17 protein-coding genes are annotated in these 25,885 nt (G+C 64.3%); 11 read left to right on the top strand and 6 right to left on the bottom strand.

The window, feature by feature from the left end:
- Positions 1-29: 29 nt before the first annotated feature.
- The gene (locus BRA1417_RS0139175) at positions 30-1,436 is read right to left on the bottom strand and encodes an O-antigen ligase (RefSeq protein ID WP_027520462.1); all 1,407 of its coding nucleotides are present in this window, start codon (positions 1,434-1,436) and stop codon (positions 30-32) included.
- A 40-nt stretch (positions 1,437-1,476) separates the two neighbouring features.
- Positions 1,477-2,541 carry a glycosyltransferase gene (locus BRA1417_RS0139180; protein WP_035969818.1) on the bottom strand — a complete coding sequence of 355 codons (1,065 nt, stop codon included), beginning with the start codon at positions 2,539-2,541 and terminating at the stop codon, positions 1,477-1,479.
- 245 nt (positions 2,542-2,786) lie between these two features.
- Between BRA1417_RS0139180 and BRA1417_RS0139185 the strand changes: the two genes are divergently transcribed.
- On the top strand, positions 2,787-3,773 hold the full coding sequence (locus BRA1417_RS0139185; protein ID WP_027520464.1) for a glycosyltransferase: 987 nt from the start codon (positions 2,787-2,789) through the stop codon (positions 3,771-3,773).
- Positions 3,774-3,788: 15 nt separating this feature from the next.
- On the opposite strand, the gene BRA1417_RS0139190 is transcribed toward BRA1417_RS0139185, so the two are convergent.
- The gene (locus tag BRA1417_RS0139190; protein ID WP_027520465.1) at positions 3,789-4,817 is read right to left on the bottom strand and encodes a glycosyltransferase family 2 protein; all 1,029 of its coding nucleotides are present in this window, start codon (positions 4,815-4,817) and stop codon (positions 3,789-3,791) included.
- 395 nt (positions 4,818-5,212) lie between these two features.
- On the opposite strand from BRA1417_RS0139190, the gene BRA1417_RS0139195 reads away from it, so the two are divergent.
- The 4 genes from BRA1417_RS0139195 to BRA1417_RS0139210 all read left to right on the top strand — a co-directional run bounded on the left by BRA1417_RS0139195 (position 5,213) and on the right by BRA1417_RS0139210 (position 10,093).
- A complete protein-coding gene (locus tag BRA1417_RS0139195; RefSeq protein ID WP_027520466.1) occupies positions 5,213-6,013 on the top strand; it encodes a bifunctional 2-polyprenyl-6-hydroxyphenol methylase/3-demethylubiquinol 3-O-methyltransferase UbiG in 801 nt (266 codons plus the stop codon).
- Between the two features lie 291 nt (positions 6,014-6,304).
- The gene (locus BRA1417_RS0139200) at positions 6,305-8,674 is read left to right on the top strand and encodes an exopolysaccharide transport family protein (RefSeq protein ID WP_027520467.1); all 2,370 of its coding nucleotides are present in this window, start codon (positions 6,305-6,307) and stop codon (positions 8,672-8,674) included.
- The gene (locus BRA1417_RS0139205; RefSeq protein WP_027520468.1) at positions 8,667-9,473 is read left to right on the top strand and encodes a WecB/TagA/CpsF family glycosyltransferase; all 807 of its coding nucleotides are present in this window, start codon (positions 8,667-8,669) and stop codon (positions 9,471-9,473) included. Before BRA1417_RS0139200 ends, BRA1417_RS0139205 begins: the two co-directional genes overlap by 8 nt.
- Positions 9,474-9,751: 278 nt before the next feature.
- The gene (locus BRA1417_RS0139210) at positions 9,752-10,093 is read left to right on the top strand and encodes a hypothetical protein (RefSeq protein ID WP_027520469.1); all 342 of its coding nucleotides are present in this window, start codon (positions 9,752-9,754) and stop codon (positions 10,091-10,093) included.
- Here BRA1417_RS0139210 and BRA1417_RS0139215 read toward each other — a convergent pair.
- On the bottom strand, positions 10,067-14,182 hold the full coding sequence (locus tag BRA1417_RS0139215; RefSeq protein ID WP_027520470.1) for a GAF domain-containing protein: 4,116 nt from the start codon (positions 14,180-14,182) through the stop codon (positions 10,067-10,069). The genes BRA1417_RS0139210 and BRA1417_RS0139215 overlap by 27 nt on opposite strands.
- A gap of 296 nt (positions 14,183-14,478) precedes the next feature.
- Between BRA1417_RS0139215 and BRA1417_RS0139220 the strand changes: the two genes are divergently transcribed.
- The 3 genes from BRA1417_RS0139220 to BRA1417_RS0139230 are packed head-to-tail and all read left to right on the top strand — an operon-like array spanning position 14,479 to position 17,736.
- A complete protein-coding gene (locus BRA1417_RS0139220; protein WP_027520471.1) occupies positions 14,479-15,531 on the top strand; it encodes an Ldh family oxidoreductase in 1,053 nt (350 codons plus the stop codon).
- Positions 15,532-15,567: 36 nt separating this feature from the next.
- A complete protein-coding gene (locus BRA1417_RS0139225) occupies positions 15,568-16,935 on the top strand; it encodes an LLM class flavin-dependent oxidoreductase (protein WP_027520472.1) in 1,368 nt (455 codons plus the stop codon).
- Between the two features lie 15 nt (positions 16,936-16,950).
- The gene (locus tag BRA1417_RS0139230) at positions 16,951-17,736 is read left to right on the top strand and encodes a fumarylacetoacetate hydrolase family protein (protein ID WP_027520473.1); all 786 of its coding nucleotides are present in this window, start codon (positions 16,951-16,953) and stop codon (positions 17,734-17,736) included.
- A gap of 155 nt (positions 17,737-17,891) precedes the next feature.
- Here the strand turns inward: BRA1417_RS0139230 and BRA1417_RS0139235 are convergent, their stop codons facing one another.
- Entirely contained in the window at positions 17,892-18,347 is a 456-nt protein-coding gene (locus BRA1417_RS0139235) for an Lrp/AsnC family transcriptional regulator (protein WP_027520474.1), read from the bottom strand.
- Positions 18,348-18,500: 153 nt separating this feature from the next.
- On the opposite strand from BRA1417_RS0139235, the gene BRA1417_RS0139240 reads away from it, so the two are divergent.
- A complete protein-coding gene (locus tag BRA1417_RS0139240; protein WP_027520475.1) occupies positions 18,501-21,953 on the top strand; it encodes an indolepyruvate ferredoxin oxidoreductase family protein in 3,453 nt (1,150 codons plus the stop codon).
- A 69-nt stretch (positions 21,954-22,022) separates the two neighbouring features.
- Positions 22,023-23,447, top strand: a complete 1,425-nt coding sequence (gene iaaH, locus BRA1417_RS0139245) for an indoleacetamide hydrolase (protein WP_027520476.1) — start codon at positions 22,023-22,025, stop codon at positions 23,445-23,447.
- Here iaaH and BRA1417_RS0139250 read toward each other — a convergent pair.
- Positions 23,442-24,353, bottom strand: a complete 912-nt coding sequence (locus tag BRA1417_RS0139250) for a LysR family transcriptional regulator (RefSeq protein WP_027520477.1) — start codon at positions 24,351-24,353, stop codon at positions 23,442-23,444. The two genes, iaaH and BRA1417_RS0139250, sit on opposite strands and share 6 nt — an antisense overlap.
- Positions 24,354-24,629: 276 nt before the next feature.
- Between BRA1417_RS0139250 and BRA1417_RS0139255 the strand changes: the two genes are divergently transcribed.
- A complete protein-coding gene (locus BRA1417_RS0139255) occupies positions 24,630-25,811 on the top strand; it encodes an HlyD family secretion protein (protein ID WP_027520478.1) in 1,182 nt (393 codons plus the stop codon).
- The last annotated feature ends 74 nt before the right edge of the window (positions 25,812-25,885 follow it).

Below are 25,885 nucleotides of genomic sequence, written 5' to 3' on the forward strand. Positions count from 1 at the left end.
ATTATGTTTTGTCGCGGCCACAAGTGACCTCACCGCTTATCGTTAAGCCGATGCCACCGCAGCCGCATCGGCTGCGACAAGTTGTCGGAGTCCGGTTCCGTTTCCGCGACGCATTGGAACCTGGCGAGGAAGTGCAGGCCGGCCACGGCAACGGCGAACATGAACCAGATCGGATTTTGCCGTTCGAGCAGGAAGGTCTCGGTGGCCCCGTAGTACAGGCCGAACAGCCACACGGTCAGGAATAGCTTTGCCAACGCACCGCTGCGATTGTGAGTTCGGGCCGTCTGGAAATTGCCTAGCGGCGCGAGCACGAAGACGAGGATCACCAGCAACAGCCCCGGCAGGCCGATGGTGACCGCAAGGTCGAGATAGCTGTTGTGGCTGTGCGCCGCGCTCGTCGCCCATTCGGCGCCCTGGGCAGTCTGCCGCGCGGTCACGTCGTCCCAGAACGCCGCGTAGCCGTGACCGATGATCGGCTTCTCGGCGACAGCTGCGAGCGCGAATTCCCAGATGGCGGAACGGCCGGTGAAGGTGGGATCGAGCGGAAGCAGCCGCGTCATCGCCCCGAGCGCCGGGCTCAGGACGCTGCCGACCGTCAGGAGATTCATCACGATCAGCGGCACGAAGCAGATGATCCGCTTCAGCCACAGGCTCGGCGTCACGCAGACCAGCGAGGCGAGCGCGTAGATCGCAAGACACAGCACCGACGACGTCTTGCCGCCGGTGAAGATCAGGAAGAGTCCGGCCAGCGCGGCGATGGCCGGGCCCATCACGAACGAGCCGATGGCAGACAGGTAAATGCCGACATAGACCAGGATGGTCATGACCGGCGAGGCGATGTTCTTGTGGCCGAAGCTGCCGCGCCAGTCGCCGGCCAGCTGCGGCTCGGTGACGTCGAGTGCGCTATGGATCGAGTATTGCGGCGTGAGGAAGACGCCGAGATAACAGAGCGTAAGCAGTGCGAGCGCGGCGCCGCCGAGACACAGGTTGAAGCTGCGCTGCGTCGCCGGCAATAACGGCAACAGCACCGCGAGCGACATCACGCTGGCTGCGAGCACGAAGCGCTGAATCGAAACTCCGCGGTTCTCGGAGAAGACGATGTTGATCAACAGCCAGCCGAGCAGGCAGAGATGCAGCGGCGTCACCAGCGTCTTCAGCGCCGGCGCATCCGTTGCGGCGACCAACAGGACCGCGACCGCGGCCAGCAGGCCCCAGGAGACATAAGTGAGCGCCAATCGCCCGCCGATCACGGTGGTGACATCCTCGCTGCGCAGGTCCGGAAACGGATCGAGCGTCACCAGCACGAGGAGCAGCGCTGCGACTGCGACGAGGCAGCGCGCCGCCCGCACGGCGTTGACCCCCGCAAGCCCACCGCGCAGGACGTCGCCGAACGATCGGGCCTCGACGTCGGTCATGTCAGTGGCGCTGCGATCCATGGCTCGAGGTTGGTGGTGAAGCCGGGGGAAGCTCCAAGTCCTAGCCGATCCCTGTTAAGCATCCGTCAACCAGTCCGCCGGAGCTCTGCGGCGCCTGCTGCCGCACGATGCTCCGCGCGATCTCGTAATATTGCAGGGCACGCTGTTCCAGCGTGAGATTGTCGAGCACGAAACCGCGCGGATCGAACGTATCGGCGGCGCACCCGGCCCAGAACTCGTCCCATCCCGCCTCGAACCCGGCGATGTCGACGAACTTGCCGCCGCAACGATGGTCCCAGTACGGCACCGACGACACCGGCGCGAACTGGACGCGATGCGGATAATAGTCGGGGTCCCGCCAAGGGCCGCCGGGATCCCAGGCCAGCACCGGCACGCCGCAAGACAATGCCTGCTGGTAGGCAATGCCCTGGCTCTCGTTCTGGCAGAGGAAGATCATCGCACGCGAGCGCGCGAGCGCGGCCAGATAGTCTTCCTCCTTGTAGCTGCCGTAACGCAGCTCGGTGAACGAGCGGCCTTCCCTCGTGAGCCGGGCGCGGACGGGTTCGATCAGCTCCGCCGCATGGCGATCGCGGTCCCAGTGCACCTTGTCGTAGATCAGGACATCGACGCTGTTTTGCGACGTCGGCGACGGCGCCCAGAGATCCGTGTCGATGCCGATCGGCCAAGCCTCCGTGTCGGGCCAATGCGGCCGATACATGTCGGCGTACCACGGGCCGGGCACCACGACCTTCTTGACCGGCAGGCGCTTGAACAGGTCGGGATCGTCGAGCGGATGATTGTGGGCGGCGACGCCGAGCAGGATCGGATTTTTCCAGGCGAACTTGTCGAGCAGGAAGGTGCGGCCGATGATGCAGGCGAGTTCGTCCGGATGCCGCGCGATGTAGCCATAGTCGTTGACGCGGTAGCGGATACCGAGCCGATCGAGCCCCGCACAGAGATTGAGGAACACGCGGAGCTGCCCGCTCATGCGCGGCTCGCCGAGCAGCATGCGACGCGCCATGCGCCGCAGATGCCGGTCGCCGGGAAACCAGCGATCGTCCTTGTCCTCGTAGAACAGGTTGAGGACCATGTCGTTGGGATCGTAGTCGAATGTCTTTGCGGGCACTGGGGTCCATCCGCGGCGGCTGATGCGCATTCTCGCATGGGACCGGCTGCCGCACTCTTCCAAATTTGCCACAGGCTTAATGCCGGCGGCTTAACGCTAATTGACGAAACCAGCGCTGCGGCAGCCTTCACGGCGACGTTTTTTTCCAATGCGAGTATCATTCGCGACGGCCAAGGTCGCGATCGATCGCATTGCCAACGCGCCAAAGCGCCCTGGTTAACAGACGGTTAAAGGCGAGTCGTATCTTGATCACCGCGGAAGAAATTCTCGAATTGCCGGCGACATCGCGCGTCGTTCCGGCGGCGCGCGTGCCGCTGCAGGTCGGCTCAGCCACGTCGGTTTCCGTCGTCATTCCGGCCAAGAACGTTGCGGCCTATGTCGGCGAAACCCTCGCCAGCGCACTGGCTCAGGCCGAGGTCAGCGAAGTGATCGTCGTGGACGACGGCTCGACCGACGACACCACCGCGATCGTCCGCGCCATTCGTGACCCTCGGCTGCGCCTGATGACCAACGGCGCAGCCGGCGTATCCGCAGCGCGCAATCTCGGCGCACAGCATGCGAGCGGCCAGTGGCTGCTCTTCCTCGATGCCGACGATCGCCTGCGGCCCGGCGCGGTCTCGGCGCTGCTGGCGGCTGCGCGGGGTGCGCCGCGAGCGGTTCTCGTCTACGGCGACTACAACACGATCGACAGCGAGGGACGGCAGATCGGCCGTCGGGATCTGCTGAAAGGACGCCGCAAACCGTCCGGCGACGTGCTGGCGCGGCTCGCGGCCGGCAACTTCATCGTCAATGGCGGCATCGCGCTCGCACGTGCAGAGGCCTTCCGCGCCATCGGCGGATTCGACGTCTCGCTCAGATATTGCGAGGACTGGCACTGCTGGTGCCGTCTTGCCGCGATCGGCGAATTCGAATTTGCGCCAAACCTGCTGCTCGACTACCGCCTGCACACGGCCAACACCATGAACGCGGCGGTGCGGACGCCACAGGATTTCTTTCCGGCGATCGCGCGGGTATTCGACGACGGGCTGATCATGGCGCGACTGCCCGCGGGCATGGCAGCCGGACTGCGCCAGGCTGCCGAGGTTCATCTCGTCACGTATTCGGCCATGCAAGCGGTCCGCTTCGGCAGATACCGCCAGGCCTTCGCCTATCTCGGGATGGTCGGGCGCCGCTCGCTCAAATCGCTGCCACGCTCCGCGGTCAGGGTCGCCCTCGCCTGCTTCGGCATTTAGCCAGCCGCGTCGGCGTCAGGACACGATCTTCGAGGCCTCATAGGGCTTCGGCTCGATGCCGAACGCGGCGAGCGCCGAGCCGAGCGCGACCATCACGGGATGCATCGCGACGACGGCTTCCGACGATTTCAGCAGAGCGGCCGCGCGCACCAGCGACAACGGCAACCTCCCGAGCATCTGCGCAAACACCCACATGCGCGCCGCCGCGCCCTTCGCGGCCTTGGACTGCACACGATAATTGATCGCACCGATGCGCAGGCCTCGCTTCACGATCCAGCCGAAACTGGTGCGGCTTTGCGGCACCGTCTCGGTGATGACTGCTTCCGCCGTCCAATGGAACGTCATGCCGGCATCGCGGCAGCGCACGAAGAAATCGCAGTCACCGCCCCCGAGGAAGTTGAAGCGGGGGTCGAAGGCGGGACGGGCGAAGCTCTCGAACGCCGCACGCGTGATCAGGCAATTGCCGCAGCCGTAGATCAGGGGCACCGCGCCGCTGTAACCATAGGCGGGACAGAAGACGGGGTGGCGCGAAAGCCAGGGCATGCTGTGGTCCTCGAACACCGGCAGCACCGGCCCGCCGACCAGATCGGCGCCGGTCGCCTCCGCGGTGCGGACCATCAGCTCGAGCCAATCGGTTGAGGCGATCTCGTCGTCGTCGATCATCAGGAACCGGGTCGCGGCGGGAAACAGCGCCAGCGCCGTCTCGAACGCGGCGTTGATCGCCTGGACGTTGCCTTGCCGTTTCTCGACCAGGCAGACACCCTGAAGCTTGCCATCGGCGAGATATTCCGCGGCCACCGGCGCGCTTTCGCGCCGAACCGCATCGTTCTCGACCATGACGACGGCGAAGGAGCGCGGGGTGCGCTGGCTGGCGAGTGAGTCCAGCGTCAACCGCAGATGCTGCGGGCGGCGGAAGCAGGGGATGCAGACGACGATACCAACCGACAGGTCGATAATCCGCGAGCTGGCCGCGATCTCCCGGTTGGGATCGCGCACGGCATCCGAGATACGCGTGGCGGACAGGTCTGTCGGAATCAATGTCATGACGTTCTAGATGTCCGAGATAGATTGAAAAAGCCCTGCTTCGATCCCGGGGATCAGTGCCGTCCCGCGACGGCACATCGCCGCGGGACAGATGCGTCCCAAAATGAACGGCCGGTTTGAGCCTCGCGACGCGCCACGCCGCCGATGCTCGGCCATCCATATTTTTAACCGCTTTCGCGGTGTTTCTGCTGCGAAACCTTGCGCGCGTGATACTGCAATTCGCGGTCCACCGCGCCGATGGCGGCTGGCGCGGACGATGCCGTAGTTAACGCACATGCCGATTAACCCGATCGTAAGCACCGTGACGGGTGAAGCGTCGCGGCATCGGATTTGCTCTACGGCTACACGAGATTTTTCCTGTAAATTTAAGTCGAACAAGCGCGGTCAGAAAAAATATGAACAAGCCAGCCACGATCGATTTCGCGACAGCCACGGCGATCCCAAATCCCGCGGCCATCGGACACACTCAAGCGCTGCACGATCTCGTCCCCGGTGAAGCCCGCGACAGCCTGCTCGCCGTCCACGACCTACTGCGCCGCGAACTGCCGCAGGGCCAGCTCGCTATCTATGAAGCCGGAGGCGGCTCGTGCAGTGTCCTGCCACCGGAATTGCTGAGCCGCAGCAAGGTCACCGTCGTCGACATCGACGAGGACCAGGTTCGCAACAACAGCTACGCGGACGAAGCGATCCTCGGCGACGTCCAGACCTACCGCTTCGGGCGCGAGACCTTCGATCTGGTGATCTGCTACAATGTGATCGAACATCTTCCCAACGTCGACGCCGCACTCCTGAATTTCCGCGATGCGCTCAAGCGCGGCGGGATGATCCTGATCGGCGCGCCCAATCCGCGCTCGTTGTCCGGGGTCGTCACCAAATACTCGCCGCACTGGTTCCATGTCTGGTTCTACAGGCAAATTCGAGGCATCAAGGATGCCGGCTTACCGGGCGAGCCGCCGTTCCCGACCTTCTTCCATCCCCTGGTGTCGCTGCCGGCGCTCGAAGCGTTCGCCGCCGCCAACGGCCTCGAGATGATCTACCGCCGTGAGGTCGAGAGCCCGCGCTATCCCGAGATGCGCCGGCGCAAGCCGCTGTTCGCGGCTCTGGTCGACGCCGGCGCCGCCATGCTCAACGCCGTGCTCCCGCGCGGGACCGACGTCCGCCGCGGCGATTATCACGTTATCCTGCGGAAAAGCTGACCGCCATGGAGCGCGTACGGCCGATCGCAAGACCAGCGAAGCCTCGCGGCCACGACGCACGCGGTAACGAACCGTTAATCTCTCAAGGACCCCGCCATCGCACGCGTCACGACGACGCGTCGAAGAGTGGCATGTGTTTAAACGCTTTGTTTGCCATTTCGGTGAATAGTCCCTCAATGAGTATGGTTAATTTTCCCTGTTGCGTTGAGTGGGCACCTATATCCGAGGTGCGTGGCGTAGAGCGAAGAGTACCCCCTCAGCACGCGGCACTTGGAATGAAAGCTGGGGATCATGCTTGACTATAACCAGCCGATAGACCGGGCCAGACCGGAGGCCGCGCAGCAGCGGCCTCTGGCCGGTTTCAACGTGCTGGAGCTCGTCAATCTGCTCTGGCGGCGGAAGATCGCGATTGCCGTCGCCGCGCTGCTCGGTGCAACGGTCGCCGTCACCGTGGGCAAAAGCCTGACGCCCCGCTACACCGCCACCGCACAGCTCTATGTCGACCCGCGCGAACTTCAGCTCGTCGATCGCGAGCTGACGCCTCGCGCGCAGGACGTATCCGGCATGTCGATGGTGGTCGAGAGCCAGGCGCGCCTGATCACCTCCAACAGCGTGCTGCTCCAGGTGATCCAGCAGGCCGACCTGGACAAGGATCCCGAATTCGGCGGCGGCGCCGACGGCAAAGGCGTGATGTCGTCGCTGCTCGGCCTGATCGGCCTTCAGCCCCACGCGCCCTCCGCCACGGAAAAGAAGGAAGTGCAGCTCGCTGCCCTCGAGGCGCTGAACCGGCACATCACGATCCGCAAGACCGAGAAGAGCTTCATCGTCGACATCGAGGTCTGGTCGACCGATCCGGCGAAAGCGGCGATGCTCGCCAACACGCTGACCAGCGCCTACCTCGCGGAATCCCGCAACTCGCAGGCGTCCGCCGCGCGGCGCGCCACCAACGATCTCTCCGGCCGCCTGAAGGAGCTGCGCGAGCGGCTGCGCAACGCCGAGACCGTGCTCGCGACCTACAAGGCCCAGAACAATTTCGTCGGCACGCAAGATGCGCTGATCAGCGACCAGCAGCTTTCCGCCAGCAACCAGCGGCTTTCCGCCGCGCGCGCCGCGACGATGGATGCGCAGGCGCGCCTCGACCAGATCGAGGCGAGCCGACGCACCACGGCAGATGCAGGCGCGAACTCGGAGGCGCTGCAATCGCCGACCATCGCGAACCTGCGCGCGCAATATGCCGACGCACGCAAGAAATATGCGGAGCAGGCCGGCGAACTCGGCCCGCGTCATCCGGCGCTGCGCCAGACCGAGAAGCAGGTCGAGGATCTCAAGCGCACCATCAACGAAGAGATCGACCGCTTCGCCCAGTCCGCCAAGAACGATTTGACGCGCGCCCGCGACTTTGAAGCCTCGCTCAGCCGGGCGCTGGAGGCACAGAAGCGGCAGAGCGTCCAGCTCAGCCAGGCCGCCGTGCGCCTGCGCGAGCTCGAGCGCGAAGCCGATGCCAGCCGTGACGTCTATCAATCCTTCCTCAAGCGTTCGCGCGAGACCGAGGAGCAGGAGACGCTGAACACCTCGGCGGCCCGAATCATCGGCGAAGCGACGGTGCCGCAACGGCGCTCGTTCCCGCCGGCGATGAGCCTGTTCGCCATGATCGGTTTCATCTTCGGCGCAATCGCTGCATCGGGCTGGTTCGTCGCGGCCGAACTGCTGCTCGCCGGTGCGGTCGCGCCGGCGCCGGCCCGTCCCAATCGCACTCCGTTGCCGCAAGCTCCGCGAGTTCCAGAGCCTTCGCGAACGGCGGAGACCGCCCGGGCCCAGCCGGTCTCGCGAGCCCCGGAAGTCGCGGAGGCACTGCCGGAACTCGCCGCCCCGCCGCTGCAACCTTCGATGGTCGAAAAGCCCCTGATCGAAAAGCCGCTGATCGCGCGGCTGCAGGAGGCCGACGTCATCCACACGCTCGGCGCCATTCTCGCCACCGGCGGCGGCATAGATCTCACCCGGCTGGGCTGGCCAACGCTGCGCCCCGGCTTTCCACTGACGACGCTGCTCAACGCCTGGCGCGACATGCGCGCTACGGCGGCCCGGCGCGCCGGCGGAAAGACAATGCCGGTCATCGCGCTCGTCGATGCCAGCGAGACCACCGGGCGCAGCGTGACGGCGCTGAATTTCGCGCTCGCGGCCGCGCGCGACGGCGCCCGGGTGCTGATGATCGACGCCGACCATCAGGCGCACTCGCTCTCGAACAAGGTCAACCGTCCCCGCAAGAGCGAGCCGAGCAAGGTCGGATGGCTTTCGATCGGCAGCAAGGCCGCACGCGAGATCAAGACACTCAACGGCATCTCGGTATTGCCGGCCGTCGAAGGCGACGCTGGCAAGGCCACTGACGCCATCCGCAAGGCCATCGAGCAGGCGCGCTCCGCCGGCGGCTATGATCTCGTGATCCTCGACGGCCCCGCGGCGCCACTCACGGCCGGCAGCCGTAAGCTGCTTGATGATGCCGACGCGCTGGTGGCGGTGCTGCCGACCAGCCTCGACATCAACGACGGCCTGGAAGAGATATTGGGCACGCTCGGCCGCGCCGAACGCAAGCTCGTCGGCGTCGTGCTCGACGAACTCACCCCTATGGCCCAAGCTCGCCAACGAGGCAGACAATATGCTTGAGCGCCGCATCAATCTCGATGGCCGGGCCGCGACCGCCGACGTGCCGCGGATCACCATCGGCGGCCTTCGCATGGCCGCGCTCGACCTGGAAGCGACCGCAGATTTCATGATCGAGGCGACCGATCCGCGCCATCGCATCGGCCGTCCGCTGCACCTGACCTCGGCCAATGGCGAGGTGCTGGCGCGGTGCTCGACCGAACCGGAGACCGAGCGCCTGTTCCGCGGCGCCGACCTCATCAACGCCGACGGCCAGCCGCTGGTGGCGGCGTCCAGGCTGCAATCCTGGTTTCCGCTGCCCGAGCGCGTCGCCACGACGGACCTGTTTCACGTCGTCGCGCGCAAGGCTGAAGCGGTCGGCCGCACCTTCTACATGTTCGGCGCCAGCGAGGACGAGAACGCCGCTGCGGTCGAGAACGTCCGGAAGATGTATCCAAACCTCAAGATCGTCGGCTACAGCCACGGTTATCTCCGAGGCGATGCGCTGCGCGCGAAGGTCGACGAGATCAACGCGCTCGCGCCGGATTATCTCTGGGTTGCGCTGGGCGTGCCAAACGAGCAGGCGTTCGTCGAGGAATTCACCCCGCATCTCACCAATGTCGGCGTCATCAAGACATCCGGCGGCCTGTTCAACTTCTTGTCGGGCAGCCGCGCGCGCGCGCCGCGATGGATGCAGAAGATCGGCCTGGAATGGGCCTGGCGCACCTTGCTCGAGCCCCGCCGCCTGTTCTGGCGTTATTTGACCACCAACCCTCGCGCCATCTATCTGCTGTTCAGCCGCAACCGGCCCTTCAATCGGTGAGTTGAGAACGATACCGCCGCCGGTTATCAGCCCCGCCTGCGCTATGTCAGCGCCAGCGGCGCCGGTATTGCGCCTTGCGGGCCGGGCTCATAAGCGGCTAAAGAGACTGTCACAGTCGGCGTCGGCAACTTTCCCGGCCGCCGCATGTTTTGTATGTCGCTGACACGAGCGGCAAATCAGCTCAGCCAATAGCGCGAGCCAGCTTTTCACAGCGAAGGCCACGATCGAGTCCGCGCATCGGCCTGCTTTCAGGCGCGACCCAAGGGAGCACGGAACGAATGCATCAGGCCGCAAGCCTGCAATTCGAGCGCATGATGGACGAGCTCGTCCTCTGGCATGCCGTGCCGGAGGACGAACGATCGCCGGCCCCTGCCTGGTGGTGGGGTCCAGCGATGGCGGTGCTCGACACGCACGAGCCGATGCGGCAGGCATGGTGTCTTGAGCTCGGCCTTGGCGACGGCGCGAGCTTTGCCGAAGGAGCACATGTCCTTATCACGCTCTTCGCTGAACAAACCTCGCTTCCCTGGCCGGATGATTTTCCACGCAAGACGGAGATCAGGGACGAGGACGTCCGCGAGCTGCACCCGCAGCCATCAGACGACAGCGCTTTTCAGCCGTAGCGCCGCGGCCTCGGTAGCGGCATAGTCCCGCTCCGGCTGCAGCGGCGGCGCGCCGGGCAGCTGCATCGGCCGCAGCAGCTCGGCCATCTGCCGCGCCGGTATCGGCTTGGAGATCAGGAAGCCCTGCATCTCGTCGCAGCCATGGGCGCGCAGGAACGCCTCCTGTTCGGCGTTCTCGACGCCTTCCGCCACGACGGTCATGCCGAGCGCCTTGCCCATGCTGATGATCGCCTGCGCGATCGCCTGATCCTCCGCATCCTGCGGCAAGTCGCGCACGAAGGAGCGGTCGATCTTGATGGTGTCGATCGGAAAATGCTTCATCAGCGACATCGACGAATAGCCGGTGCCGAAATCGTCGATCGCCAGGCGAATGCCGCGGCTCTGGATGGCGTCGAGCACCTTGATCGCACGTCCGACATTGCGCATCATCATGCTCTCGGTGACTTCGAGCTGGAGCAGAACCGGCGACATGCCGCTTGCAGCGAGCGCCTCGTCGACGTCCTGCAAGAGATGCTCGTCGACAAACTGGCGCGGCGACAGGTTCACCGCCATCGACACCGGCAACAAGCCGCGTCGCTGCCAGGCCATGGCCTGAGCGCAGGCCTCCTTCATTACCCAGCGGCCGATCGGCACGATCAGTCCGGTTTCCTCCGCTAGCGGGATGAACTGCGCCGGTGAGATATTGCCGAGATCGGGATGCGTCCAGCGCAGCAGGGCTTCCACGCCCGTGATCTGGCCGGTCACCATGTCCACCTTGGGCTGGTAGTTCAAAGTGAACTGATCCCGCTCCAGCGCCCGGCGCAGCGCGCTCTCCAGCGACAGCCGCTCGATCGACTGCGTCTTCACTTCCTTCGAGAAGAAGCGATAGCCGTTCTTGCCATCCTCCTTGGCGAGATACATCGCCATGTCGGCGTTCTTGGTCAGCGTCAGCGCGTCGGAGCCGTTGGTTGGATACATCGCGATGCCGATCGAGGCCGTGGTGTGGCACTCATGCCCGGCTAGCTGCATGGGTTCGGCAAGCGCCGTCAACAGCTCGTTCGCGATGCGCTGGACGTCATCGATCTCGCCGCATCGATCGAGGATCACCACGAACTCGTCGCCGCCGAGCCGCGCCACCACGTCGCTTGCGCGCAGCGCACCACGCAGCCGGTTGGCCACTTCGAGCAGGAGCAGATCGCCGGCCTCGTGGCCCAGCGAATCGTTGATGACCTTGAAACGATCGAGGTCGATGAACAGCACCGCAAAGCGGTGATCGTGGCGCTGCGCTTCGTCGATCGCCTGATGCAGCAGCGCGTTGAAGGTCTCTCGGTTCGGCAGGTCGGTCAGGCTGTCGTGCGAAGCGAGGTATTCGATCCGCTCGTCGGCCTCGTTTTTCTCGTCGGCCCGGTCGAAATTCTCCATCGCGAAGGAGACGTTGTCGGCGAGGCGCTGCAACAGCTCAACGAACTCGGCCGTGAAGGTGCCCGGCTCGGTGGACATGTAGATCATGACGCCGACGGCCTGATCGTGCGCGACGAGCGGAAAAGCCGCGCCCGACCGAGCGCCGTCGTTGCGGACGATGTTATGAAAGGCGCGGACGCGATCGTCGTTGAGATAATCGTTGCTGATGCAGGGCTGGCGTGTGCGGAACGCCGTGCCGCTCATCCCGCGCCCTTCGGGACGTTCGGGGTCGATTGACAGGCGGACATTGCGCGTGGTGTCAGACGATGGTCCGGCGCTCGACACGATCTCCAGTTGGTCGCTGTCGGCCCTCGCAAGCGCAATGGTTGTCGAGGTGAACTTGGCGCCATTCGAGGCGGCAAGGCAGACGAGGTCGAACAGTTCGGCGCGCGACTTCGCCCGCATGATCGCCTCGTTGGTGGCGCTCAGCGACGCAAACATCCGCGTCAGGCGTTCCTTCTGCGCCTCGGTGCGGGCCTTCTCCTCCGCACGTTCGAAATTGTCGAGGGCGAAAGACACGTTTTCAGCCAAGCGCCCGAGCAGCTCGACCAGATCGGGTGTAAACGTATTCTCTTCGGGTGCGAGGAAAAGCAGGATGCCAATCGGCTCCTGGCCGGCTCTCAGCAGTGGGAAGCTGGCAGCAGCCCGGGTTCCATCCTCGATCGCCTTGGAATGCCAGTGCACCGATCGCGGATCATTCAGATAATCGTTGATGACACTGGCCCGGCGGGTCCGCAGCGAAATCCCTATGATTCCCCGGCCCTCAGGATGGTCAGCTGAAACACGACAGGTGCGTCCCACCATTCGTTCCTGGAGGCGTCCCCTCACGGCGACCACCCGGACGAGTTCACTTTTGTCGTCCAAAATGCCGATTGTCGCGGAGGCGAATACGCCGCCGAGCACGGCTGCCTGGCACGCCCCTTCGAACAGCTCCTCGCGCGTCTTGGCGCGCATGATGGCCTCGTTCGTTGCGCTCAGCGCCTCGAACATGCCGCTCAACCTGTCACGCTGCCTGTCGGCCTTCGCCTTCTCGTCGGCACGGTCGAAGTTCTCCAACGCGAAAGCGACATTGGCCTGGAGCTTGCGCAACAGCTCGACGAATTCGTCCGTGAAAGTGCCGCACTCGGGCGAATTGAACAGGAATACGCCTTCGACGCTGTCGCCGTTGAACAGCGGCATCGCGGTTGAGGACCTAATGCCATTGCGACGCGCGCTGGCGTGCCAAGGCTCGAGGCGGGCGTCTGCCAGGACGTCGTTGCTGACACAGGGCCGCCGCGTCCGGAACGCGGTGCCGGTCAGCCCGCGTCCTTCCGGCTCCTTGTCGCTGACCGAGAGTCTGAAGGATCGCACTTCTTCGGCGTTCGGTCCGAAGGACGCGACAACACGAAGCAGTCCCGCATCGCGGTCAAGCAATGCAATGGAGGTCGAGGCGAACTTGGCGCCGTGCACCGTGGCTTCGCAAACCAGATCCAACAGTTCGCTGCGCGACCTTGCCCGCAGAATGGCTTCGTTGGTCGCGCTTAGCGCCGCGTACATGCGCGCCAGCCGATCCTCCTCCAAGGCGATCTGGGCCTTCTCCTTGTCGCGGTCGAAGTTCTCGAGCGCAAAGCACACGTTTTCGGTCATGCGCAGCAACAATGCGACGATGCCTTCGTCTTTCGCCCAGGCTTTGCTCACGAAGAAAAACAGCACGCCGATGCTGGTGCCACGCTTGATCAAGGGAGCAGCCACGCAGGCGACGGCGCCGGCATTGACGTTGGCCTGCTCCCAGGTGGTCCCCTTGGTACGATTGACGAGGTCGTCCTCGACGATCGCTTGCTGGGTCCGGAACACCTCGCCGGAGATGCCCTTGCCGTAGGGACTCTCCGGATCAATCGAGTAGCGCGACTGTCTGATCAGATCCAGATTATGTCCGGTCGCTGCCACCGGCGTCAGCCATTCGGAATCCGGCTCGTGCAGCAGAACGAAAGTGGCAAGCGATTTGCCGCTATAAACAGCGGCGTCGCAGACCCGCTGGTACAAGTCCAGTTCAGTGCTGGCTTGCAGAATTGCTTCGTTCGTCGCACTGAGCGCGCCGAACATGCGGTTGAGCCGCCGCACTGCCCGCTCGCCATCCAGGCGGGCTCCCTCGGTCGCGAAGCTCTCCAGCGCGTGAGAGATATTGGCCGACATCCGTTCGAACAACGAGACCATCGCCTCGTCGAGCGAGCCGGCGCCCGACCGCGTAACATACAACACCCCAATACTGCGTCCCATGCAGACCAGGGGTAGCGCCGCGGCCGCGCCGACACCCGCCGCCACCGCGCCGTTGCGCCATGCCAGCGAACGCGGATCGTTCAGGAAATCGTTGCTGATGCAGAGCTTCTGGCTGCGGAACGCCTCGCCGCCCACGCCCAGGCCTTCCGGCGTGCCAGCCTGCGTGGTGATCTCGATCGCGCTCAGCCGCGCCACGTCATCGCCGCGACCAGCGGCAAAGCGAAGCTTATGGCCATCCGGCTCCACAAGGAACACGGCCACGGCCATGAAGTCTCCACTCGCAAACCCGGCGTCGCAGACCTTCTGGTACAGCTCATCCGGCGATTTCGCGTAGAGGATCGCTTCGTTGATGGCGCTCAACGCCGCAAAGGTGCGCGCGAGTGTCGTCGGCACGATCTCAGCTCCCGGGCATTTCTGCCTTTTTTTCCCGGATGACGTTATGACCGCCGATCGCCTAAGTGGTCGTTATTGCGCGCTGCAAAACGTCGATCAAAGTGAACGAGCTGCAAACAGCTGTCGCGAAACTGTCAAAAGTCGCTGTACTGGATGGCGGTTTCGGCCAAAGACGCGCTCCCTTTACGAATTTGCAGCCCTGTATTGGTTTACGGGAGATTGATATCGCCCCGGTGCTTTGAGACGATGGCCTCCAACAAGCACAGCCCGCCAAGGGCGAGACCTGAGGAAACGCCATGCCGATCGTCCGGGCCGACCGCCTCACGCGCATCAGTGCCGCGCTGCTTCGTGCCGCCGGGGCTTCCGAGGAAGAGGCCGACGCGGTTGCAAGCGGCTGCGTCAACGCCAATCTCGCCGGCCACGATTCCCACGGCGTGATCGCCATTCCCACCTATGTCGACCGGATCAAGGCCGGCCACATCGTGCCCGGCGCCAAATGGACTATCGTGCAGGAATCGCCGACGACGACCGTAATCGACGGCCAGTGGGGGTTTGGCTTCCACGTTAACGCCAAGGCGATGGCGCTGACGATCGAGAAAGCGAAGACGGCGAATGTCGCCGCCTGCACCGTGTTTCGGCAGAGCCATGTCGGCCGCCTCGCCGCATATCCGCTGATGGCGATGCGCGAAGGCATGATCGGGATCGCAACGGCGGATTCCGGCCGTTCGCCGAAGCATGTGGCGCCGTTCGGTGGCAGGGAGGCACGGCTCGGCACCAATCCGATCTCGATCGCGGTGCCGTCCGACCTCGATGCGCCCTTCTATCTGGACATGGCGACCTCTGCGGTCGCGGCCGGCAAAGTCCAGCTCGCGGTCGCCCGCGACGAGGAGATTCCGAGGGGATGGATCATCGACGCCGAGGGACGACACACCACCGATCCGACCCAATACCGCAAGGGCGGCGCGCTGCTGCCGCTCGGCGGCACCGAGGGCTACAAGGGCAGCGGGCTCGCCGCCATGGTCGAGGTTCTGTGCGGCCTGCTCACCGGCCTCGGTTTCGGCGTCGAGCCCACGGGCCGGCACAATGACGGCTGCTTCATGGCCGTGTTCAACGTCGCCGCGTTTCGCCCGCTGCAGGAGTTCAAGCGCGAGGTCGCCGAGTTCGCACACTATCTCAAATCGACCCCGCCCTCCGAGGGCAGCAAGGGCGTGTTCTATCCTGGTGAGATCGAGGGCGTGCGCGAGCAGCAGCGCCTGCGCGACGGCATCGAGATCGAGGATGCGACCTGGGAAAGACTGCGCGCGCTCGCGCGCGAGTACAGGCTCGATACGGTCCTCGATCTGGCCTGACGGATTTCGGCCTGACGCAATTCGGAGAACAGCAGCATGACGCGGCAGATGGTACTGGTCGGCTTCCTTCAGGCCCAGAACTGCACGAATTTGCCGAGCTCGTGGCGCCATCCGGACTCGCGCGACGATTCGATGTCGGCGGACTATTATCAGGAGATCGCCAAAATCCTCGAAGCCGGCAAGTTCCACATGGCCTTCTTCGACGACCGGCTGGCGATGCCGGACCGCTACGGCAACGATCACACCCACACCGTCGAATACGGCATCCGCTGCGTGAAGATGGACCCGCTGATCGTGCTGACGACGATGGGCATGGTTACGGAGAAGCTCGGGTTGGGGGCGACCGGCTCGACGACCTATTTCGAGCCTTTCGACATCGCCCGCCGCTTCGCAACGCTCGACCTGATGTCCGGCGGACGCGCCGGGTGGAACGTCGTCACCTCGCTCAATGACGGCGAGGCACACAACATGGGGTGCGACTCTCATCCCGAACATGATTCTCGCTACGACAAGGCCGACGAATTCATGGAGGTCGTGCTCGGCCATTGGGACACTTGGGAGGACGGCGCGCTCATCATGGACAAGACGAGCGGCCGCTTCGCCGATCCGGGCAAGGTGAAGCGGCTCGATCACAGGGGCAAATTCTACAAGTCGCGCGGTCCCTTCACCGTGCCGCGCTCGGATCAGGGCCATCCCGTGATCATTCAGGCCGGCGCCTCCGGCCGCGGGCAACGCTTTGCTGGTCGATGGGGCGAGGTGATCTTTACCGCTGCTCGCAACCTCGCCGCCGCCAAGGAAGGCTATGCGTCCGTGCGTAACGAGGCCGCGAAAGCCGGCCGCGATCCGGAAGCGATGTTCCTTTGCAACCTGACGACACCGATCTGCGCGGCGACCAAAGCCGAGGCCGAAGACAAGATGGCGCTGATCAACCAGCTGCCGCTGCAGATCGACGCGCTGTCGCTGCTGGCCGAAGCGCTCAACTACGATTTCGCCTCCAAGGATCTCGACGAGCCGCTCACCACGGAAGAGTTGAAGAGCATGCAGGGCATTCTAGGCATCCGCGACGGCGTGCTCAAGAACTCCGGCAAGAGCAATCCGAGCGCGCGCGACTTCGTCACCTTCTCCGGCCGCGGTCAGGTCCAGGATGCGATGGTTGGCGGCCCCAAGGAGATCGCGGACAAGCTCGAAGAAATGTTCGTCGAGCGCGGCTGCGACGGCTTTGTCATCGCCGCGACCTATGTGCCCGGCTCCTATGCCGATTTCGTGCAACATATCGTCCCGGAATTGCAGCGGCGCGGATTGTTCCAGAAAGAATATCGCGGCAAGACGCTGCGGGAAAATCTCGGGCTGAAGCGGCCGGCTGCCGGCGACTGGAAAGTGCAGCCGCGCGATGCCGCAGAATAACAACGGAGACAGGGCATGCGCTGGCTGAAATTCACCGCCACGAACAAGACGTCCTGGGGAATCGTCGAGGGTGACCAGGTCATCGCGGTCGACGGCGATCCCTTCGTGGAATGGCAACGCACCTCGCGCACGCATCCGCTGTCGCAGGTTAGAATCGAGCTGCCACTAATTCCCCGCACCTTCTACTGCGTCGGGTTAAACTACCTGAAGCACCTGAAGGAGGCAGCCGACAAGCGCGGCGAAGTACCGGCGGTGCCGGACAGACCCGAGATTGGCTATCGCGCCCAGAATGCGCTGATCGCACATGGCGAGGAGGTCGTGATCCCGTCCTTTGCAACGGACAAAATCCACTACGAAGGCGAACTCGTCGTCGTCATCGGCAAAAAGGTCAAGCATCTCACCAAACAGAATGCCATGGATTGCGTGTTCGGCTACACCATCGGCAACGACGTCAGCGAGCGCAGCTGGCAGAAGGCCGACCGCAGCCTGTGGCGGTCGAAGAACGCCGACACGTTCAAGCCGATGGGCCCGTGGATCGAGACCGAGGCCGATCTCGACAAGATGGAAACGATCGTCCGGGTCAATGGTAAGGAGACCAACCGCTTCCGCACCAATGACATGATCTTCGGCGTGGTGCCGTTCCTGGTCGAGCTGACCAAATACTTTACGTTATGGCCTGGCGACGTGATCTGGATGGGCACCGACGGAGCCTCGCCTGACATCAAGCACGGCGACGTCGTGGAGATCGACATCACCGGCATCGGCACGCTGCGGAACAGATTCGTGCGGGAGGAGCGGTGATCCAGGTTGCACCAACAGTGTCGTCCCGGCGAAAGCCGGGACCCATACGCCGCAGCAGATGTTTTGATTAGGACTCGTCGTTACGGCTTCGCAAAGGCAATTGGCATCCGTGGTTATGGGTCCCGGCCTTCGCCGGGACGACGATGCGCGGCCTCTCAAAACGGCAGCGCCACGCCGGTCTTGATCTCCTTCAGCACCACGTTGCTTCTGACATAGCGAATGCCGGGAATTCGGAACATGAAGTCGTCTAGGAATCTGTTGTAGGCCGCCATGTCCTGCACGACGACGCGCAAATGGTAATCGGCATCGCCCGTTGTCGCAAAGCACTCCAGCACCTCACGTCGCGTTGTCACCCGCGCGACGAACTCGTCGACGAATTTTGCGTCGTGCCGTTCCAGCGAGACGTGAAGGATCGCGGACATCGCAAAGCCGGCCTGCTCGCGCGCGACCAGGGCCGCATAGCCCCGGATCGCACCGCTCTCCTCCAGCGCGCGCACCCGGCGCCAGCACGCCGATGTTGACATGCCGACCGCGTCGGCGAGCTGCTGGTTGGTGGCGCGGCCGTCCTTCTGAAGGAAGGCGAGAATCCGCGCATCCTGGTCTTCGATCATGGAAACCACCAAAATGGATTGATCTACCTTTCTGTAGATCATTTTGGTTGCTTCTACCATAATGAGCCAGCTATTCGGAAAGATAGGTAAGACCTACCACTTGCCCAGGCTTACCCTTCTCCCATTCGGCAAGGATGCCGTGGGGAGGTCCGCATGGACGCCATTCCGTCTCTCGATCCTTACGAGCTTTCCGACCGCTACGATCGCGAAGAGGGTCGCGTCTTCCTCACCGGCACGCAGGCCATCGTCCGCATCGCGCTCGACCAGGTGCGGCGCGACCGTGCCGCGGGGCTGAACACGGCGGGCTTCATTTCGGGCTATCGCGGTTCGCCGCTCGGCGGCATCGACCTCGAACTGTGGCGCATCCAGGAGCGGCTGAAGCGGGACCGCATCGAATTCCTCCCCGCAGTGAACGAAGATCTTGCCGCGACTGCGGTGCTCGGCTCACAACAGGTCGAGACGCAAGCCGACCGCGAGGTCGATGGCGTGTTCGGGCTCTGGTATGGCAAGGGCCCCGGTGTCGATCGCTCCGGCGATGCGCTGAAACACGGCAATGCCTACGGCTCCTCGCCGCATGGCGGCGTGCTGGTGGTCGCCGGCGATGACCATGGCTGCGTCTCGTCCTCGATGCCGCACCAGTCCGACGTCGCTTTCATGAGCTGGTTCATGCCGACGCTTCACCCCGCAAGCGTCAGCGAATATCTCGAATTCGGCGAATATGGCTACGCCCTGAGCCGCTTCACCGGCATGTGGGTCGGTTTCAAGGCGATCTCGGAGATCGTGGAATCCGGCGCTTCCGTCGCGCTGCGCCCGCCGCGCGCCTTCCACACGCTGCACTTCACGCCGCCGCTTGGCGGCCTGCACTATCGCTGGCCCGATCTGCCCGGCCCGCAGATCGAGGAGCGGCTGGAGGCGAAGAAACACGCGGTCTACGCCTTCGCAAAGGCCAATCCGATCGATCGTCACATCTACGATATCCCGGGCGCTACCTACGGCATCGTCACCACAGGCAAGGCGCATCTCGATCTGATGGAAGCGCTGCGGCTGATGGGTCTCGACGAAGCAGCCTGCCGCAGCATCGGCATCGACATCTACAAGGTCGGCATGGTCTGGCCGCTGGCGCTGCATGACGCGATGGCGTTCGTGAAGGGCAAGCGCGAGATCCTCGTGGTCGAGGAGAAGCGCGGCATCATCGAAAGCCAGTTCAAGGAATATTTTTACGATTATCCCGGCGCAAAGCCCGAGCGCATGGTCGGAAAGCATGACGAGCAAGGGGCGCGGCTGATCTCCTGGATCGGCGAATTGTCACCGCGCGCGCTCGCGGGGGTGCTCGCACGCCGTCTCGATCCGATGTTCCCAGGCCTCAATCTCGCCGCACGCGTGGCCCCCTTGATGCCTGAAGCCGCGCGCACGATCAACGTCAGCGGTGCGACGCGCACGCCCTATTTCTGCTCGGGATGCCCGCACAATACATCGACAAAGGTGCCCGAGGGATCGAAGGCGCTAGCCGGCATCGGCTGCCATTTCATGGCGAGCTGGATGGACCGCGAGACCTCGTCGCTGATCCAGATGGGCGGCGAAGGCGTGAACTGGGCCGCCTCGTCACGATTCACCGGAAACAAGCACGTCTTCCAGAATCTCGGCGAAGGCACCTACTATCACTCCGGTTCGATGGCGATCCGGCAGGCGATCGCGGCCAAGGCCAACATCACCTACAAGATCCTGTTCAACGATGCCGTCGCGATGACCGGCGGCCAACCCGTCGACGGCCCGATCAGCGTCCACGCCATCGCGCACAGCGTCCGCGCCGAGGGCGTTGCGCGCATCGCGCTGGTGTCGGACGATCCCGCACAGTTTTCGCCGGCGGACCTGCCGATCGGCGTCAGTATCCATCCCCGCGAGGAGATGGACGCCGTGCAACGCGAGCTGCGCGACATCGTCGGCGTCTCGGTGCTGATCTATCAGCAGACCTGCGCGACAGAGAAGCGGCGTCGTCGCAAGCGTGGGCAGATGGCCGAACCCAAACGCTTCGCCTACATCAACGATCTCGTCTGCGAGGGCTGCGGCGACTGCTCGGTTGAATCCAACTGCCTCAGCGTCGAGCCCAAAGAGACGCCCTTTGGCCGGAAGCGCCGGATCAATCTCTCGTCCTGCAACAAGGACTTCTCCTGCCTCAACGGGTTCTGCCCGAGCTTCGTCACCGTTGAGGGCGCGACACGCCGGAAGAAGGGCGCAAGCCGGATCGACGCAGTCGGCCACGCGGCCACGCTTCCCCTGCCCGCGCCCGCAACGCTCGACCGTCCCTATGATCTGCTCGTCACAGGCGTCGGCGGCACCGGCGTGATCACGGTCGGCGCGCTGATCGGCATGGCGGCGCATCTCGAACGAAACGGCGTCTCGGTGTTGGATTTTACCGGCTTTGCGCAGAAATTCGGGCCGGTGCTGAGCTACATCCGATTGGCCGCATCCCCCGATGCGTTGCACCAGGTCCGTATCGACCAGGGCGCGGCCGATGCGCTGATCGGCTGCGACCTCGTCGTCAGCTCCTCGCCGAAGGCGTCCGGCACCTATCGGAAAGGCACGCGGGCCGCGGTCAACACCGCGGAGATGCCGACCGGCGACGTCGTCCGCTTCCGCGACGCAGATCTCGCCTCACCTGCCCGCCTGCGCGCGATCGGCCAGGTGATCGGCGACGGCAATCTCGACACCATCAACGCCAACGCACTGGCCGAACGCCTGCTCGGCGATGCCGTCTATGCCAACATCGTCATGCTGGGCTTTGCCTGGCAGCACGGGCTGCTGCCGGTCTCGCTCTCGGCGCTGTTGCGCGCGATCGAGCTCAACGGCGTCGCGGTCGAAAGCAACAAGCTGGCTTTCGCCTGGGGCCGGATTGCAGCGGCCGATCGTGACTTTCTGCCGAAGACGGACGAGGCGCCGAAAGCCGAGACGCTCGACCAGATCATCGCCCGCCGCGCCGACTTCCTCACCGCCTATCAGAACGAGGCCTATGCGGCGCACTACCGGTCCATTATCGAGAGAGTCCGCCGCACTGAGGCTCTGCTGGGCAGCGAGGCGCTCACCGAGGCAGCCGCGCGCGCCCTGTTCAAGCTGATGGCCTACAAGGACGAGTACGAGGTGGCGCGTCTGCACATGCAGAGCGGCTTCCTCGACGAGCTGAAGCGCGAGTTCGAGGACGGTTTCAGCGTCCGATACCATCTCGCTCCGCCCTTCCTGCCGTCGGAACGCGACGCGCGCGGCCGGTCGCGCAAGCGCGCTTTCGGTCAGTGGATCCAGCTGCCGCTAGCCATGCTGGCGCGATTGAAAGGGTTGCGCGGGACAGTATTCGATCCGTTCGGCTACACCGTCGAACGCCGCACCGAGCGAGAGCTGGTCACCTGGTATGAGGACGTGATCGAACGTATGCTCCGCGAACTCGATGCGGCGCGCCTGCCCGATCTCATCGTGATCGCCAAGGCGCCGATGGAGATCCGCGGTTACGGGCCGGTGAAGAACATCGCGATCGCGAAGGTGAAGCCAGCAGTCGAACGGCTTCTCGCCGATGTGATCGCAGCATCGCAAGCAAAGTTGCGCCCACGGTTGACGTGATGCCGGCGAGGCTTCAGCCTCCCGAATTCGAGGGCTCCATGATGGAGCCGGGCAAGCGGGTGACGCATCATGGATTTCGATCAGTTGACCCTCACCCAGGCCGCCGCCGACCTCCGCGCCGGCAAAGTGACGAGCGCCGCACTCACGACTGAAGCTCTTGCCCGTGCCAAAGCCAATGCCGACCTCAACGCCTTCGTCACCCTGCACGAGGCCGGCGCCCTGAAGGCCGCGGCCGCATTCGACGCGACGGGCGACCGGACAAATCCGCTCGGCGGCGTGCCCATCGTGATCAAAGACAATATCGAGGTCGCCGGGCTGCCCTGTAGCGCGGGCACGCCGGCCCTCAAGGATTACGTTCCCACGGCCGACGCGCCGGTTGCGGCAAAACTGCGGGCCGCAGGCGCGGTCATCATAGGCAAGACCAGCATGCACGAGCTCGCCTTCGGCATCTCCGGCTACAACACCGCATTCAAGACCGGCGCGGAGTTCGGCGTGCGCAACGCCTATGACCGCGCCCTGATCGCGGGCGGCTCCTCCTCCGGAACGGGCGCCGCGATCGGCGCGCGGATCGTCGCGGGCGGGCTCGGCACCGACACTGGCGGATCGGTCCGCGTGCCGGCTGCGCTGAACGGCTGCGCCTCGCTGCGTCCGACGATCGGCCGCTATCCGCAAGACGGAATCGCACCGCTCTCGCACACCCGCGACACCGCGGGTCCCATGGCCGCGACCATGGCGGATGTCGCGCTGCTCGACCGCGTCATTACGAGCGGCGATACTATCGCGCCGGCCGATCTGAACCAGGTGCGGATCGGCATCGTGAAGGCCATACTGACCAATCTCGACGCCGACACCGACGCCGCATTCGAGGCGGCCGTCACGAAAATGAAGGCGCAGGGCGTCACCGTCATCGAAATCGAGATGCCGCTGCTCGCCGAACTCAACAGCCAGGTGAGCTTTCCCGTCGTGCTGTATGAGGCCTATGACGACATGGTCGCGTATCTTAGACACACCGGTACCGGCCTCAGCATCGAGGCGCTGGCAGCGGAGATATCCAGCGCAGACGTGAAGGGCACCTATGATGGGCTGGTGATCCCGCGCAAACTGCCCGCCCCCGATGGCACGCTGGTTGACGCCAAGCCGATCTATGACGCCGCGATCAACACAGCGCGCCCCGCGCTTCAGGCGCTCTACAGCAGGACTTTCGCCGACAACCGGCTCGATGCCATTGCCTTCCCGACCACGCCGCGTGTCGCCATCGCCTCCAATCTCGATTCCAGCAGCCTCGAGAATTTCGGCTTGTTCATCCAGAACACCGATCCCGGCAGCAATGCCGGCATTCCCGGCATCCAGATTCCCATTGCGCTCGGCGCCACCAGCAAATTGCCCGTCGGCCTCGAGCTGGACGGCCCGCCCGGAAGCGATCGCCGGCTGCTCGCGATCGGCATGGCGCTCGACGCAGTGTTCGGGCGGCTGCCGGCGCCGCCCCCATCATGAATAGGGATTGATCAGCTTCTGCTGCTCGGCGCTGTGATGCACGAGCATGTCGATAAAGGTCCTGACCTTCGCCGACAGATGATGCCGGTGCGGATAGACGGCGTTCATCGACATCTCGACGGGACGATATTCAGGCAGCAGGCGAACGAGGCGACCCGCGTCGAGATCGTCCCGAACGAGAAAGCCGGCCATCAGGCAGACGGCAGCGCCTTCCAGCGCCACCTTCCGCAAGGCCTCACCGCTGTTGGTGATGAAGCTGCCGGAGATGCGCACCGATGCGGGCGCGCCCTTGCGATCGAAGAAGCGCCAATCGTCGCCGAACGGATAATTCAAGTGACGGGCGCAATTGTGCGCCGTGAGCTCATCGAGCTTCTGCACGCGACCGTGCCGTTCGAGATAGTCGTGCGAGCAGCACAGCACGTGGCGCCAGGTGGCGAGGCTGCGGACGATCAGGCTCGAATCCGGCGGCGCGGTCATGCGCAGGGCAACGTCGTAGCCTTCTTCGATGAGGTCGATCTCGGCTTCGCCCATGCGTAGATCAATCTTGAGCTCTGGATAGGTCGACAGGAGCTTTGCCACCACTGGCGCGACGAACGGCACCATGTGCGTGGCGACGTGAATTCGTAGCGTGCCACGCGGCACCGACTGCAATTCGCTCGCGATATCGTCGGCCTGTTCGATATCGGCGAGGATCTGGATGCAGCGGTCGTAATAGGCCTTGCCGATCTCGGTGAGGTTGACCTTACGCGTGGTGCGCTGAAGCAGCCTCACCCCGAGCCGGTCTTCCAGCGCCTGGACGTGATTGCTCACCATGGTGGTCGACATGTTGAGCTTGCGGGCTGCTGCAGAGAAGCCGCCGGTCTCGACCACCCGGCTGAAGACTTCGAGACTGGTCAATCGATCCATGCCGACTGATTATCCGCTCTTAGTCAACAATCGCAAGAAATTCCGTCGGATTATCCGTCAGAACATCCGTGTGCGGCATGGCAGTTGCGCTAGCCGCAATCCCTCGACAGAGGCGGCAATCGCTCTGGGGCAGCCGCACCTACGGCTCGGTAGACCCTTACGCGTAGGCGGGAGTCCCGGACTATCCACTCTCAGCGGATAATCCTTCCGGGATTTCGCCGATTATCGATCGAGCGAAGAAGACCGATAGTCTCAACTACCCGACAGGAGACTGCCATGTCCGAGATGCCCCGCAGCGAAAACTTCCAGCAAGCGACTGAGATACTGCAAGCTTCTCCGCCGGTGCCGGTGCGTGGTCCGACCCGGAATATAGTCCGGCGGGCGGCGTTGGCGCTCGCGTTCCTCGCGGGCACAGCAGCGATTGTCCACTACGGACACGACTACTGGGTCAACGGCCGTTATCTCGAGACAACCGACGACGCCTATGTGAAGGCCGATTCCACGATCATCGCGCCAAAAGTCTCGGGCTACATCGCCAAGGTGCTGGTCAGCGACAACGAAAAAGTCAAAGCGGGCCAGCTGCTGGCGAAGATCGACGACCGCGACTTCAAGGCGGCGCTCGACCAGGCCCGCGCCGATGTCGCTGCGGCGGAAGCGTCGGTGCGCAACCTCGACGCCCAGCTCGAACTCCAGCAGCCGATCATCGAGCAGAGCACGGCCGATGTCGCTGCTGCGGACGCGAATCTGAAATTTGCGCAGGAGGAGCGCGCCCGCTACGACGATTTGATGAAGTCGGGCTCCGGCACGATTCAGCGCGCACAACAGACTGACGCTGCGTTGCGCGCCAGCAACGCACAGCTGCAACATGCCAGGTCGGGCCTCGTGGCCGCGCAACGCAAGGTCGACGTGCTCACCACCCAGCGCGCGCAGGCTACGGCCCAGTTCGAACATGCGCGCGCGGTCGCGGAGCAGGCGACGCTGAATCTCTCCTACACCGAGATTACCGCGCCGGTCGACGGCGCCGTCGGCGCCCGCTCCTTGCGCGTGGGACAGTTCGTGCAGGCCGGCACGCAATTGATGGCGGTGGTGCCGCTCGATGCGGTCTATGTCGTGGCGAATTTCAAGGAGACGCAGCTCACCCATGTCCGCGCCGGCCAGCCGGTCGAGCTGCACGTCGACAGCTTCCGCAACCAAACCCTGCGCGGTCACGTCGACAGCCTTTCGCCGGCGAGCGGGCTCGAATTCGCACTGCTGCCGCCCGACAACGCCACCGGAAATTTCACCAAGATCGTGCAACGGGTGCCGGTGAAGATCGTGCTTGACGACCACAGCCTGACCGGCCTGCTGCGCCCCGGCATGTCCGCGGAGCCGACAGTCGACACCAAGGCGACCGTGCTGGCTGAGCGCGAGACGGCCAAGCGCCTCGCCGACAATGCGGCCCGTCCGAACGGCGGCTGAAGCCGGGAAGGTCCGTGGGATTTTCAAATCCTGACGGATGATCCTTCCTGCGCTTCTCCGATTATCGAAACCAA

Source organism: Bradyrhizobium sp. WSM1417, assembly GCF_000515415.1.
In the GTDB taxonomy this organism is placed as follows: Bacteria; Pseudomonadota; Alphaproteobacteria; order Rhizobiales; family Xanthobacteraceae; genus Bradyrhizobium.

Coding starts and splice junctions, on each gene's coding strand:
- BRA1417_RS0139195 (WP_027520466.1), top strand. CDS start 5,213: ATGAACAAGCCAGCCACGATCGATTTCGCGACAGCCACGGCGATCCCA.
- BRA1417_RS0139175 (WP_027520462.1), bottom strand. CDS start 1,436: ATGGATCGCAGCGCCACTGACATGACCGACGTCGAGGCCCGATCGTTC.
- BRA1417_RS0139240 (WP_027520475.1), top strand. CDS start 18,501: ATGGACGCCATTCCGTCTCTCGATCCTTACGAGCTTTCCGACCGCTAC.
- BRA1417_RS0139205 (WP_027520468.1), top strand. CDS start 8,667: ATGCTTGAGCGCCGCATCAATCTCGATGGCCGGGCCGCGACCGCCGAC.
- BRA1417_RS0139255 (WP_027520478.1), top strand. CDS start 24,630: ATGTCCGAGATGCCCCGCAGCGAAAACTTCCAGCAAGCGACTGAGATA.
- BRA1417_RS0139250 (WP_027520477.1), bottom strand. CDS start 24,353: ATGGATCGATTGACCAGTCTCGAAGTCTTCAGCCGGGTGGTCGAGACC.
- BRA1417_RS0139210 (WP_027520469.1), top strand. CDS start 9,752: ATGCATCAGGCCGCAAGCCTGCAATTCGAGCGCATGATGGACGAGCTC.
- BRA1417_RS0139225 (WP_027520472.1), top strand. CDS start 15,568: ATGACGCGGCAGATGGTACTGGTCGGCTTCCTTCAGGCCCAGAACTGC.
- BRA1417_RS0139230 (WP_027520473.1), top strand. CDS start 16,951: ATGCGCTGGCTGAAATTCACCGCCACGAACAAGACGTCCTGGGGAATC.
- BRA1417_RS0139190 (WP_027520465.1), bottom strand. CDS start 4,817: ATGACATTGATTCCGACAGACCTGTCCGCCACGCGTATCTCGGATGCC.
- iaaH (WP_027520476.1), top strand. CDS start 22,023: ATGGATTTCGATCAGTTGACCCTCACCCAGGCCGCCGCCGACCTCCGC.
- BRA1417_RS0139220 (WP_027520471.1), top strand. CDS start 14,479: ATGCCGATCGTCCGGGCCGACCGCCTCACGCGCATCAGTGCCGCGCTG.
- BRA1417_RS0139235 (WP_027520474.1), bottom strand. CDS start 18,347: ATGATCGAAGACCAGGATGCGCGGATTCTCGCCTTCCTTCAGAAGGAC.
- BRA1417_RS0139200 (WP_027520467.1), top strand. CDS start 6,305: ATGCTTGACTATAACCAGCCGATAGACCGGGCCAGACCGGAGGCCGCG.